This is a genomic window from Streptomyces sp. NPDC051907, from assembly GCF_040681075.1.
Classification (GTDB): domain Bacteria; phylum Actinomycetota; class Actinomycetes; order Streptomycetales; family Streptomycetaceae; genus Streptomyces.
In genome coordinates, this window is sequence record NZ_JBFAYB010000058.1 from 12,125 (window position 1) to 24,804 (window position 12,680).

Annotated in this window: 10 protein-coding genes; 6 read left to right on the top strand and 4 right to left on the bottom strand. The window is 72.7% G+C overall.

The features are described from left to right. The first annotated feature begins 288 nt into the window (after positions 1–288). Positions 289–1,767, top strand: coding sequence for a glutamate-cysteine ligase family protein (locus AB0M39_RS26505; RefSeq protein WP_365368398.1), 1,479 nt, complete (start codon positions 289–291; stop codon positions 1,765–1,767). Here AB0M39_RS26505 and AB0M39_RS26510 read toward each other — a convergent pair whose 3' ends face one another. Further along, positions 1,768–2,535: a hypothetical protein gene (locus AB0M39_RS26510; protein ID WP_365368399.1), complete on the bottom strand. Its 768-nt coding sequence runs from the start codon at positions 2,533–2,535 to the stop codon at positions 1,768–1,770. A gap of 244 nt (positions 2,536–2,779) precedes the next feature. On the opposite strand from AB0M39_RS26510, the gene AB0M39_RS26515 reads away from it, so the two are divergent. Continuing rightward, complete coding sequence (locus tag AB0M39_RS26515; protein ID WP_365368400.1) at positions 2,780–4,141, top strand: S1 family peptidase; 1,362 nt, start codon at positions 2,780–2,782, stop codon at positions 4,139–4,141. A gap of 109 nt (positions 4,142–4,250) precedes the next feature. Beyond that, the gene (locus AB0M39_RS26520) at positions 4,251–5,156 is read left to right on the top strand and encodes an amidohydrolase family protein (RefSeq protein ID WP_365368401.1); all 906 of its coding nucleotides are present in this window, start codon (positions 4,251–4,253) and stop codon (positions 5,154–5,156) included. Positions 5,157–5,181: 25 nt separating this feature from the next. On the opposite strand, the gene AB0M39_RS26525 is transcribed toward AB0M39_RS26520, so the two are convergent. Continuing rightward, positions 5,182–6,372 carry an exo-alpha-sialidase gene (locus AB0M39_RS26525; RefSeq protein WP_365368402.1) on the bottom strand — a complete coding sequence of 397 codons (1,191 nt, stop codon included), beginning with the start codon at positions 6,370–6,372 and terminating at the stop codon, positions 5,182–5,184. A gap of 286 nt (positions 6,373–6,658) precedes the next feature. Here AB0M39_RS26525 and AB0M39_RS26530 point away from each other — a divergent pair, with 286 nt between their 5' ends. From AB0M39_RS26530 to AB0M39_RS26540, 3 genes are all read left to right on the top strand, one after another. Continuing rightward, positions 6,659–8,323, top strand: a complete 1,665-nt coding sequence (locus AB0M39_RS26530; RefSeq protein WP_365368403.1) for an FAD-dependent monooxygenase — start codon at positions 6,659–6,661, stop codon at positions 8,321–8,323. A gap of 111 nt (positions 8,324–8,434) precedes the next feature. Beyond that, positions 8,435–8,923, top strand: coding sequence for a potassium channel family protein (locus AB0M39_RS26535; protein ID WP_365368405.1), 489 nt, complete (start codon positions 8,435–8,437; stop codon positions 8,921–8,923). 165 nt (positions 8,924–9,088) lie between these two features. Then, on the top strand, positions 9,089–9,529 hold the full coding sequence (locus AB0M39_RS26540) for an SgcJ/EcaC family oxidoreductase (RefSeq protein ID WP_365368406.1): 441 nt from the start codon (positions 9,089–9,091) through the stop codon (positions 9,527–9,529). Positions 9,530–9,569: 40 nt separating this feature from the next. On the opposite strand, the gene AB0M39_RS26545 is transcribed toward AB0M39_RS26540, so the two are convergent. Further along, positions 9,570–12,026 carry a SpoIIE family protein phosphatase gene (locus AB0M39_RS26545; RefSeq protein WP_365368431.1) on the bottom strand — a complete coding sequence of 819 codons (2,457 nt, stop codon included), beginning with the start codon at positions 12,024–12,026 and terminating at the stop codon, positions 9,570–9,572. Positions 12,027–12,199: 173 nt separating this feature from the next. After that, a complete protein-coding gene (locus AB0M39_RS26550; protein ID WP_365368407.1) occupies positions 12,200–12,520 on the bottom strand; it encodes a GYD domain-containing protein in 321 nt (106 codons plus the stop codon). Between the last annotated feature and the right edge of the window lie 160 nt (positions 12,521–12,680).

Here is a 12,680-nt window from a genome sequence, read left to right on the forward strand (position 1 = left end):
ATTTCCGGGAGCCTTCCGGAGACCTGCTGGGGACCTTCTGGAGGCCCGTCCTCCGGTGCAGAGGCTCGTCCTGTGGTGCGCGACCTTGCAGGCGAATCGTTCAGCCGACCCCGGGAACCACGGCCGCGCGCGGCCGCCGGCGCCCGGGGTCGGCCCGCGTCCGGGCCCGGCCCTCACCGTGCTCAGGGCGCCGCGCGGTCCGCTTCGGCGGGGTTCTCACTGGTCGGGGCGGCCGGGGAGTGGGACTCTGAAGGGGGAAGCGTCTGCCGAGGGAACTCGGGAGGGCCGATGGGACGGGACGTTCCGGCGCTGGTCTTCACCCGTGACGACCGTCGCCGGTACCGGAACAAGATGCAGAAGTGCCTGGACGCGTTCGCGCAGATGCTGCGCGAGGCGCGCTTCGAGTTCGAGCGCCCGCAGGTGGGGCTGGAGATCGAGCTGAATCTGGTCGCCCCGGACGGGTCGCCCTCGATGCGCAACACCGACGTGCTCGCGTCGATCGCGGATCCCGCCTGGGACAGCGAGCTCGGCCGGTTCAATCTGGAGATCAACATCCCGCCGAGGCGGCTGACCGCCGGCGGTCCCGACTCCTGGGAGGGGGAGATACGCGACGCGCTCAACCACGCCGAGGAGCGAGCGGCGGCGGTGGGCGCGCATCTGATCATGGTGGGGATCCTGCCGACGCTGCGGCAGGGGGACGTGGGCGAGGCGGCCCTGTCGGAGGACCCTCGGTACCGGCTGCTCAACGAGCAGGTGTTCGCGGCCCGCGGCGAGGATCTGCGGCTCGCGGTCGACGGGGTGGACCGGCTGCGCACCTACGCGGACACCATCACGCCCGAGGCGGCCTGCACCAGCACGCAGTTCCATCTCCAGGTCTCGCCGGACGAGTTCGCGGACTACTGGAACGCGGCGCAGGCCATCGCGGGCGTGCAGGTGGCCCTGGCGGCGAACTCGCCCTTCCTCTTCGGCAAGGAGCTGTGGGCCGAGACCCGCATCCCGCTGTTCGAGCAGGCGACCGACACCCGCCCCGAGGAGATCAAGGTGCAGGGGGTGCGCCCCCGGGTGTGGTTCGGCGAGCGGTGGATCAACAGCGTCTTCGACCTCTTCGAGGAGAACGTGCGCTACTTCCCCGCGCTGCTGCCGCTGTGCGACGAGGAGGACCCGAGGGAGCGGCTCGACGGCGGCGACACCCCCGAGCTGGGCGAGCTCACCCTGCACAACGGCACGATCTACCGGTGGAACCGCCCCGTCTACGCCGTCACTCACGACAAGCCGCATCTGCGCGTGGAGAACCGGGTGCTGCCAGCCGGCCCCACCGTCGCCGACACCCTCGCCAACGGCGCCTTCTACTACGGCCTGACACGCGCCCTGGTCGACGAGGAGCGGCCGGTCTGGTCGCGCATGTCGTTCTCGGCCGCGGAGGACAACCTGCACAACGGCGCACGGCACGGGATCGAGGCGCGGGTGTACTGGCCCGGGATGGGCGAGGTGCCGGTGACCGAGCTCGTACTGCGTCGCCTGCTGCCCTTGGCCCACCAGGGACTGGAGCGCTCGGGCATGGACGCCGCGTGGCGGGAGCCGCTGCTGGGGGTCATCGAGCAGCGATGCGTGACCGCCCGCAACGGCGCCGTGTGGCAGGCGGAGATGTTCCACCACATCGACGACACCACGCATGTGGACCGCCATGAGGCGCTGCGGCGGATGACGCGACAGTACATCGACTACATGCACCTCAACGCTCCCGTGCACACGTGGCCCGTCGAGTAGTCAGTGCCCCAGCGGCGTGGGGTCGGCGCGGCGGGTCCTCAGGCGTCCGTGCAGCGCTCCGAGGAGGATGGCGACGCCCACGGCGACGAGGTGCTCGCGGCCGGCCAGATTGAACTTCGCGAGGGACTGGAGCACCATCGCGCCGCCCGTGAACAGGAACAGGACGGGCGCTCGCCGGACGACGGCGATGTAGGTGAACAGTCCCACCACCGCGGCGGACGGACCGGTGTCGATCGCCTGTCCCGCCTCCGGCGGCAGGCCAAGACCGCCGGGGCCGAGGGCGATCATCGCGCGTGCGCTGAGGGTGCCGGCCAGGGTCGTGCCGTAGGCGATCAGCAGAGTCCTCGTACGGCCCATCGTCAGCTCGGCCAGCGCGAACGCGAGGAACAGCTTGGGCAGGCCGCCCCAGACGGGCAGGTCGACGGCCGGGACGAACATCGAGACGGGCGTGCGCAGCAGCGCGAGCCACAGCGGCAGGTCGCCGCTCACCTCGCCGAGCAGCCGCACCGCCACCGCGCCGCGCACGGTCAGATGGATCTCATGGAGGACGATCACCGCGAGCACGGCGAACAGGGCCAGGGACACCCCCCGAGGCCCTCGCCGGGAGAGCTCCTTCACAGGAGCGACGACGATGGCCTGCCACTCTCCCCGCAGGACGCGGCCCACTGTCCGCCGCAGCCGGGAGAGCACTCCCCCGCCGCCGGGCGGCTGCTGCGGGCCCTGGACTTCTCGAGCATCCTCACGACGACCGTCGGCAACGTGCGACACCGGCTGATCAACCCCCACGCTCACAGCGCCAGGCGGTCATCTCAATCGGCGCATCGGTATATCCATGCACCTTAATTCGTCCATCAGACCGAAAGCACCTCACACCAGGGATTGTCGTCCCAGAAATCTGCTGGTCCCGTGCGCGCTGAACCGCAGGCGGGAACGCCACGTATGAGAGGAGGGCCCCTGACACCGGGCCCTCCGGCGCGCACGGCGCCGGCTCGATGCGAACCAGGGGGCAGGGATGAAGCACGCACGACGCAGGCTGCAGCGCATCGCGCGGCTGGCGGCGGTCGGCGGACTGCTCTGCGGCGGACTGATGGTCACCAGCGCCGTGGCGAGCGAACCCCCTGGAAGAACGACGGCCGGCGGCGTCCCGGGCGACAACGATCTGGGCTCGCGACTCGTCTCGGATCTCGGCGACACGCGGACCGCCGGCACCTGGATCGCCGCGGACGGGCGGCAGGTCGTCGCCGTGACGGACGACGACGCGGCCACCGAGGTCAAGCGGTCGGGGGCGCGGGCGGCCGTCGTGCAGCACAGCATGAGCGACCTCCGCGCCGCCACCACGACGCTGAGCGAGGCCCCTCGCGTCCCCGGCACGGCCTGGTCGGTGGACTACGCGACCAACAAGGTCGTCGTACAGGCCGACAGCACCGTCTCCAAGAGCGACTGGTCGCAGATGACCGACGTCGCCGAGGGGATCGGCGGATTCGTGGAGATGCAGCGGACGCCCGGCGCGTTCACCACGCGGGTCAACGGCGCTGAGCCGATCCTCGCCGGCAACGGCCGCTGTTCCGCCGGATTCAACGTCACCAACGGCCAGAGCGACTTCATCCTGACGGCCGGGCACTGCGGTCCCGTCGGCACCCCGTGGTTCGGGGAGCAGCAGGGCAGTCAGCAGATCGGCGCGACGACGTCGAGCAGCTTCCCCGGCTCCGACTTCTCCCTCGTCCAGTACGCGGAGGGCCAGACGCCCGGCAACGCCAACGTCGTGAACATCGGCGACGGCAAGGGCGTGCAGATCACCGGGGCCGCGGACCCCTTCGTCGGCCAGCAGGTCTTCCGCAGCGGCAGCACCACCGGGCTGCGCCCGGGCCGGGTGACCGCGGTGAACGCGACCGTGAACTACCCCGAGGGCACGGTCACCGGCCTGACCGCGACCACCGTCTGCGCCGAGCCCGGGGACAGCGGGGGCCCGCTGTTCTCACAGGGTCTGGCGCTGGGCGTGACGTCCGGCGGCAACGGCGACTGCACCAGCGGAGGCGTCACCTACTTCCAGCCGGTGACCCGGGCTCTGTCGAACCTCGGGGTGGCTCTGATCGGCGCCACCGCGCCCGCGAACGGCGCCGGCGGCGCCCAGCCGCCGCTCGACCCCGCCGCGGTGCCGCCGAGCACCGGACGGAACTCGCCCCTCGACCCGGGGCAGACCGCACAGGCGGGCAGCGGCCTGGCCACGTTCAGCGAGTACCTGGGCCCCAAGGGCCTGGCGCCCGGACTGGTCGTCCTCGCAGTGAGCCTCCTCGGTCTGATCCTCACCCGCTCGATCTGGTCGGCTCAAGATCGTCGTCGCTACCGCATGCACTACTCCCAGAGCTGGAACTGACCCACGGGCACGGGGCCGCCGGCCGCGCGTAGGGCGAACGGATGAAACGCGCCGACGTCGGCCTGCGGCACGCCGGAGCAGCCGCCGGCCCTCGGCGAGGATGGCCGGCATGCCGTCAAACGGGACAGCTGGGGAGCGCGGCCCCCTCCTCGACTGCAATGTCCATCTGTGGGACCAATCCGAGAACCCCGTCTTCTGGCTCACGGACCGCACGGTGCTGCGGGACCTGATCGGGAACTACGACGCGCTGCCCGACCGGTACACGCTCGCGGACTACGAGCGCGACACGGCGGGCCGCGGCGTCGGCGGCGTCATCTGGTCGGACGCCGGCGCCGCGGACCCCTTGGCTGCCGCCGCGTGGGCGGCCGGCCAGCAGGGCGAGCACGGGCTCGTCAGAGGGATCGTCACACTCGGCGATCCCGCCTCCCCCGACTTCCCCGCGTTCGTACGCCGTTGCCGCGACGTGCCTCTCATCACCAGCGTGCGCGTACGCCTCGCCGCCTCGCTCAGGGACACGAGCACGCCCGCGACGCCCCGATCGGCGCCCGACGACGAGACGACGCACGCCAACCTGGAACTGCTCGCCGAAAGCGGCCTCGTCGCCACCGTGGAGGCCACCGGCGACCAGCTCGACGCCGTGGCCACGCTGGTCGAACGCCACCCGGAGCTGCTGTTCGTGGTGGACCACTTCGGCTGGCCGACCGACCACAGCGACGCGGGGCGGCGCGAGCACCTCGACCGTCTGAAGCACATCGCCGGCCGCCCCAACACCGCCACCCGGATCGACGCGCTGAGCACCGTCTTCGGGAACTGGACGCTCGAGCAGGCGCGTTCCTGGCTGCTCCCCGTGACCGAGACCTTCGGCCCTGACCGCTGCATGCTCGGCTCCGATCTCCCGATCGACCGGTTCGACGCGGTGTACGAGGCGTACGACGCCGCCTTCGCCGGGTACACGGACGCCGAGCTCCGGATGCTCTTCCACGACACGGCGGAACGCTGGTACACACCCGGCTGACCGGTCGCGCGCCCGGCACAGCCCGTCAGTGCGACCCGCTGCCGAGGGTGAACGCCTGCCAGCGCACCCCGTCGGCCGAGAGCCTGTAGCGCCCGTGGCCATAGCTGTCGCTCCACAGGTATCCCAGAGGCGTCCAGCCGACGGAACCGGCGAGACCCCCGTCTCCCGCCGGGCGGAACGTGCGTCCGCCGTCGGTGCTGCGGTGGACGCCGTGCTCGCCGTGGACGGTCACGCTCCCGTCCTGGGCGGCTATCAGACCGCCGAGGATCGAGCGCGGCTCCCGGCCCTTGCGGAACGTCCACACCTTGGCCCAGGTGGCCCCGTCGTCGGTGCTGCGGTAGACAGCCAGCAGTCCGTTCTTCACACGCTCCGCCGCGGGCAGGCCGCCCGGCTGGGCCGCGTACACCACGCCCTTGCCGGACGCGACCCGCAGGCTCCAGCCGCTGCGCGGGGCGCCGGGCAGGGAGGCCGTCGTCCAGCTGCGCGCCCCGTCTCGGGTGACGGCGAGAGCAGGCGCGCCGGTCTCCGGATCCAGGCCCGAGACCCACCGCGAGCCGTCCGGCAGGTCCCCGGCAGGCTCCATCGGGCCCCTCAACGGAGGCTGGGCGGCCAGCGCACGGAGCTGTCCGGTGTCCGGCATGACGGCGACGATCCGGCTCTTGGCGCAGCTGTTCTCGTCGGCTTCCTCGACGCACTGCGCGCGAAGCGCCGCACTCGGCCCTATCGCCCCGACCACGCCGCTCGGCTTCGTCGTCCCAGGCATCCAGGAACGGCCGCCGTCGCGGGTGAACCATGTGCGGTCCGGATCCCCGGCCCCTTCCGCGACCAGGGCCCGACCGGGACCCAGCACGGTCAGGGCTGCCGTGACTCCGTCGCCCCCGCGTATGTCCGGCAGCGGGGACGTGCGCAGCGTCCAGGCGTCGGCGCCTGCGTCCAGAGCCGCGAGGTGCTGCCGACAGCTGGACTGGTCGGGCTCGGCTGGCTCCCGCGTGCACTGGGCCAGCAGCGCGAAGCCGCTGCCGTCTGCCGAGAAGCCCACGCTGTGCGACCAGCCGGGAAGATCCCCGCCCGACGGGATGCGGAAGCGGGCGGGCGACGGAGGGGCCGGCGCGGCTTTCCCCGCCGCCCGGCCGGGCGCCGTCGGCGGATCGCCGCTGCAGCCGGTCAGGACGGCGGCGACGAGCATGAGTGACAAGGCGGTCGTCCGGATACGCATGCGCTCCCCCAGGTCCGGTGTGACGGCCCCCGGCGGGACCGTCGTCTCTGATACACCGGCCGACGCCTCGGGGTTCCCATCGAGAGCGCCTTTTCCGAGCGGTCTTCCGACCGGCCCCCTCGTCCGCTGGACAACCGGCCGTCTGCCCTCGGGGAGCGCGCAGGACGAGGACGTCGCAGGAGTCGCAGGACGCGCCGCGTCGGGCGACCATGGAACGAGCCCGGCGGGGAGGGAGCGCGGCAGGCCAGGAGCGTCGGAGACAGGGGGCCCTCAACGGGAGACTGCTGTGGCGCACACCGATGTACTGGTCGTGGGAGCAGGCCCGGTCGGGCTGACGGCGGCGGCTGAGCTGCGCCGCCGCGGCGTGGGCTGCCGCATCGTCGACAAGCTCCCCGCCCGCCTGCCCTATGCGAAGGCCGTGGGGATCCAGCCCAGGACCCTGGAGCTCTGGGACCGGATGGGCATGGTCCGGGCGGCGTTGGACTCCGCCGCGCCGATGCGCGGCCAGATCGCCTACGTCAACGGCGTCGAGCAGTTCCGCATCGAGATGCAGCTCCCGCCGGAAGTCCCGTACGGCTTCGCCTGTCTGCCGCAGTACGAGACCGAGCGGCTGCTCGAAGAGCACCTCGCCCGCTGGGACACCAGGATCGAGCGCGGCACCGAGCTGCTCTCGTTCGAGCAGGACGAGGGCGGAGTCTGGAGCCGGCTCGCGACGCCGAACGGCGAGGTCGAGGAGTTCCGGTCCCGGTTCCTCATCGGCTGCGACGGCGCGCACAGCGTTGTGCGCAAGACGCTCGGGCTGTCCTTCGAGGGCGGTGCGTTCCCCGAGGAGTACATGCTGGCGGACGTGGAGGTCGGCTGGAGCCTGCCGGCCGGCTACGGCGTGCGCGCGATGCATATGACCGACGGCTCGACCGACGACCTGATGGTCTGCATCCCGCTGCCCGGCACATCGCGCTACCGCGTGTCCATGCTGGTCCCGCCCGAACTCTCCGTGCAGGAGCAGCAGGCGGCGGGCGGCGAGGACGTCGCGCACGGTCTGGAAGGCGGCCGCGCCCCGGGGCTCGAACACGTCCAGGCGGTCCTCGACCGGCTCGCGCCGGAGCCGGCCACCGCGTCCGCGCTCCGCTGGTCGTCGATCTTCCGTATCAGCCACCGGCTGGTGGACCGATACGGCGACGGCCGGGTCTTCGTCGCCGGGGACGCGGCGCACATCCATCCGCCGACCGGCGCGCAGGGCATGAACACCGGCGTCCAAGACGCGTACAACCTCGCCTGGAAGCTGGCCCTGGCCGTCGCGGGCACTGCCGGACCCGAGCTGCTGAGCAGCTACGACGCCGAACGTCGGCCGATTGGCGAGGAAGTGGTGAGCCGCACCGTGCGGCACGCGAAAGCCGGCGTCACCGCGGACGCCGACGACGCCTCGACCATCCTCCTGCGCGAAGCCCAGCTCCTGCTCGACTACCGCGGCAGCCCGATCGTCGGAGCGAGCACGCCCGGCCACAGCGGGCCCGACGCGGGCGACCGGGCGCCCGACTGCGGCGGTCTCGTGCGGGACATCGCCGCGTTCCCTTTGAGGCTGTTCGACCTGCTGCGCGCCTGCGAGGGCCACCTGCTGCTGCTCTACGCGGACGGCCAGGACACGGCGGCGCAGTCGACGGCGGCGCACCTGGAGGAACTGGCGGCCGCGGCACGGCGGCTGACCCACGGCCAGGTGGACGCGTACGCGATTCTGGCCCAGGACGTGCGGGCGGACGTACGGGAGAAGGTCCTGGCCGGCGGCCTGACGCTGCCCACCGTCCACGACAGCCGCGGGGAGTTCCAGCGCGCCTACGGCGCCGAGAGCGCGACCGGGTTCCTGATCCGTCCGGACGGCTATGTGGGCCTTCGGCTGGCCTCGGGAGACGCCTCGGAGCTGGCGGAGCACCTGAGCCGCGTGTTCCGTACATGACGGAGGGCGCGGACTGCTCCTGCCACAGACCTGAGTGTGTCAGCGCGCCGCCGGCTCCGCGCGGCGGTAGCCTCGCCCCTGAACTCGCGCCCGCAGCCCGGGGGTCCGCACGTGCAGCAGTCGTTCTTCGCTCTCTTCCTCAGCCGTCTGCTGGGCGCCCGTTGGTGGCGGACGTTTCACGCGCAGGCCGCCCTGTGGGTGTCGCTGGGCGCCGTCGTCGTGGTGGTGGCGGGGTCGGCGCTGGTCGTTCCCGCCGAGGAAGGCGCTCCGGGGGCCAACATCACCTCGTTCCCCAAGGCCCTGTGGTGGTCCGTCGAGACCGCGACGACGGTCGGGTACGGAGACCTGTATCCGGTGACCCTCTGGGGCCGGGTCATCGCCTCGGTGATCATGCTGGCCGGGATCACGAGCTTCGGCATGGTCACGGCGGCCATCGCCACCTGGTTCGTCGGCAAGGCGGAGCAGGACGCGCACCGCCTGGGCACGGCGGTCCGGCAGGTCGCCCACGAGGGCGACGAGGCGTTCCACTCCGAGGTGCGGGCGCTGCACGAGCGGTTCGACCGCGTCGAGCGCCTGCTCGCCGACCGCGGGGGACGGTGAGCAGGCGCTCGACGCAGTCGGCAGTGAGAACCGGTCATGGGCGAGGCAGGCCGTCGCCGCCGGCTTACGGCGATGAGTTTCGGCGGAGGCCGCAGTCCTCACTGGTGGACGTAGCCCAATGCCGTATCCGCGCCGGAAGAGGCGCGCCGCAGGAAGGACGGGACGATGGCCGACGACGAAGGACAGATCCGCACCCTGATCGAGCAGTGGGCCGAGGCGGTGCACGCCGCCGACCTGGCAGGCGTCCTGGCGGACCACGCCGACGACATCGTGATGTTCGACGTGCCGCCGCCCCATGACGGCGTGCGCGGCATCGACGCCTACCGCGACACATGGCCGCCGTTCTTCGAGTGGCAGACGCAGGGCGCGTCGTTCGAGATCCTCTCCCTGGACGTGATCGCCGGCGACGACGTCGCCTTCGCATACGCCTTGCTGCGCTGCGGAACGCCGAAGGAGCTCGCCGAGCAGCCCGCCACCCGTCTGCGGCTGACGATCGGACTCCGCAAGGAGCAGGGCCGCTGGGTCTTCGCGCACGAGCACCACTCGTTCGCGGACGCCTCCGTCGCGCCCGCCGGGGACTCCGCGGCCACGGCGTCGGGACGGTAGGCCCGGCGATGCAGGCCGCGCGGGCGTACCTCGCGTCGGCTCATCCCCCGGAGGGGAAGGCCAGTTCCGTCCAGATGGTCTTGCCCGACTTGGTGTAGCGCGTGCCCCACCGCTGAACGAGCTGGGCGACGATGAACAGGCCGCGCCCGCCCTCGTCGTCCTCCGCGCTGTGCCGCAGGTGCGGCGAGGTGTGGCCGGTGTCCGCGACCTCGCACACCAGCGTGCGATCACGGATGAGGCGCAGATGCAGCGGGCCGCCGGCGTGCCGGACGGCGTTGGTGACCAGCTCGCTGACGACGAGCTCGGTCGCGAACGCCAGCTCGGCCAGTCCCCACTTCTCCAGCTGCCCGGTGGCGAGCTCCCGGGCGCGGCCCACCGCGACGGGCTCGGCGGGCAGCTCCCAGTCCGCGACCTGCGCGCTGCCGAGCTGGCGGGTCCGCACGAGCAGCAGCGCCGTGTCGTCGGCCGTCGTGCCGTCCGGCAGGAGCTCGGCCAGCGCCCGGTCGCAGGTCTCCTCCAGACAGTCGCCGCCCTCGCTGAGCACCCGCCCCAGGATCTCCATCCCCAGGTCGATGTCCCGGTCGCGGGCCTCGACGAGGCCGTCGGTGAACAGGGCCATCGACGTGCCCACCGGCAGCTCGATCTCCAGGGACTCGAACGGCAGGCCGCCCAGGCCCAGCGGCGGCCCGGCCGGGAGGTTCGGGAACGCCAGACGGCCTCCCGGGTACACGATGGCCGGCGGCAGATGGCCTGCCCGTGCCATCGTGCACCGCCGCGAGACCGGGTCGTAGACCGCGTAGAGGCAGGTCGCGCCCGTCGCGTCGTCCTCGGGAGGGGCGGCGGACGCGCCGACGGCGTCCCACTGCTCCTCCGCCGCCTGCCCCACCAGCCGGTCGAGCCGGGCCAGCAGCTCGTCGGGGGACAGGTCCAGCTGGGCCAGCGCGCGCACGGTCGTGCGCAGCCGCCCCATGGTGGCCGCGGCCTGCAGGCCGTGGCCGACGACGTCCCCGACGACGAGCCCGACGCGGGTGCCGGAGAGCGGGACGACGTCGAACCAGTCGCCGCCCACTCCGGTCTCGTCGTCCGTGGGCAGGAAGCGGTAGGCCACGTCGACCGCCGACTGCTGCGGCAGGTGCTGGGGCAGCAGCTGGCGCTGGAGGGCGAGCGAGGCGGTGCGCTCACGGGCGAAGCGCCGGGCGTTGTCGATGCACACCGCCGTACGGTTCGCGAGCTCGTCGGCGAGTGCGACCTCGCCGCCGTCGAAGGTCGCCGACGGAGCGCGCCGGAAGGTGATGAGCCCCAGCGCGCCGCCCCCTGCCCGCAGCGGCACGACCAGCGTGTCCTCCGCCCGGACGAGCCCGCCCGAGGAGAGGCTGCGCCGCTGGGGGGAGCCGGGCGGATAGTCGACGGGGAACGGCTGCCGGCTCTGGGGCGGTCCGCCCGGCCCGTGCGCCCCGGCGGAGCGGGAGGCGATGCGCAGGAGCGTCGCGGCGGCGAGACCGCCGGCCCCCAGCGTCTCTCCTTCCAGGACCTCCTGTGCGAGGTCGACCGTGACCGTGTCGGCGAAGTCCCCGACCGCCACCGTGGCGACCTCCTCCGCGGTGACGGTCACGTCCAGGACGGCGCCGATGCGCCGGCCCGCCTCGACGAGCAGTGCGAGCCGCCGCTGCGCCTCGTAGCGGTCGGTGATGTCGAAGGCGTCCTCGCACACCCCGAGCACCTGGCCGTCGGCGTCCTGGAGCCGGTAGTACGAGCACGACCAGAGGTGCTCGGACCCGGGCTCGCTGGGCGGCTGGCCGCGGAAGTGCAGGTCGACGATGGGCTGGCCGGTGTCCAGTACGTGATGGAGCACGGCGTCGAGGGTGTCGGGGAACCCCTCGGTGATGAATCGTCCGCTGGAGTAGAGCTCGTCGGCCCGCATGCCTCGGAAGTCGTCGAAGGGCCGGCCGATCTCGCGCTCGTACGCGGAGTTACACCAGGTCAGACGCAGGTCGTTGCCGTAGATGGCCAGGCCGACGGGCGACTGGGTGGCCAGCCCCTGCATGAGGGCCAGCCGGGACTCCCACAGCCGCAGGCCTTCCAGCTCGGTCGCGACGAGGACGCGGGCGGCCCCGCCGTCGCCGGGCAGCTCGCAGATCACGGTCGCGACCGGCAGCTCGTGGCCGTCGCGGCGGCGCGCGAGGCGGATCTCACGGCCGCTGGGCGTCGGGCCGCCGTCCCAGACCGCTCCCGACGCGGGCGCGGCTGGCGCGGCGGGCGCGGCCTCCTCGGCGGCCGTCGGCGCGGAGTGCTCAGCCGCGGCGGCCCCCTCCCGCACTGGCAGGAAGTCCTCCAGGGGCTTGCCGACGAGCTCGTCCTGCGGGTAGCCCAGAAGGGTCTCCGCCGAGCGGCTCACCCCGATGATCCTGTCCTGGGCGTCGAGGACCACCGTGGCCGCCCGGGTGACGTCGAGGGGACCACGGAAATCGGCCTCGCTGACCGCGTTCCCTGCGCCCATGGCGCCACCGGCCCGATTCATTGCCTCCAGAATCTGCCGGGACCGGTGCGGGCACAACCGCAGCGCGCCTGCGCCGGGCGCGGGCAGAGCCCGGCCCCGAGCGTGGGGCCGGGCTCTGCCGGGACGACGGCCGTCGGGGCGCGTCCCCTATGGCGCTCAGGCGCCTATAGCGGTCAGGCGCCGGGCGGACGGAACTCGACGGTCTTCTTGGCGGCCGCGTCGATGTCGCTGGGGCTGATGAGCGGGATCGCCCTGGACTGCACCGTTCCGGTGGCGCGGACCGCCATGGAGGTGGCGACCATGCAGATGTCGTCGGGCATGTCCACGACGCAGTACAGGTCGTCGTCGCCGAAGGCGAAGTACATCCATTCGAGCCTGCCCCCACAGGACCTGAGCACCTGCTCGACGGCGTCCCTGCGGCCCGTACCGCCTTCGGAAAGCAGGCCATTGGTTCCCTCAGCGGTGTAGCTGGCCTGGACCAGGTACTTGGGCACGCGCCTCTCCCTTCTCCGGATGCACCGCGACTGCGGCCACTCTCACCTTTGGACACCGGGGGCGGTCCGGCCATCCAGAGGCCGCCGAGCGGGGCGCCCGCCCGCCCCCGGACCTCTGGGCGACCGGGTGCGAACGGGCAGTGGATCATGGAGGAACAGG

Excerpts from the sequence above, each read along its gene's own strand:
- AB0M39_RS26540 (WP_365368406.1), top strand. The coding sequence starts at position 9,089 with ATGGCCGACGACGAAGGACAGATCCGCACCCTGATCGAGCAGTGGGCC.
- AB0M39_RS26515 (WP_365368400.1), top strand. The coding sequence starts at position 2,780 with ATGAAGCACGCACGACGCAGGCTGCAGCGCATCGCGCGGCTGGCGGCG.
- AB0M39_RS26545 (WP_365368431.1), bottom strand. The coding sequence starts at position 12,026 with ATGGGCGCAGGGAACGCGGTCAGCGAGGCCGATTTCCGTGGTCCCCTC.
- AB0M39_RS26520 (WP_365368401.1), top strand. The coding sequence starts at position 4,251 with ATGCCGTCAAACGGGACAGCTGGGGAGCGCGGCCCCCTCCTCGACTGC.
- AB0M39_RS26505 (WP_365368398.1), top strand. The coding sequence starts at position 289 with ATGGGACGGGACGTTCCGGCGCTGGTCTTCACCCGTGACGACCGTCGC.
- AB0M39_RS26525 (WP_365368402.1), bottom strand. The coding sequence starts at position 6,372 with ATGCGTATCCGGACGACCGCCTTGTCACTCATGCTCGTCGCCGCCGTC.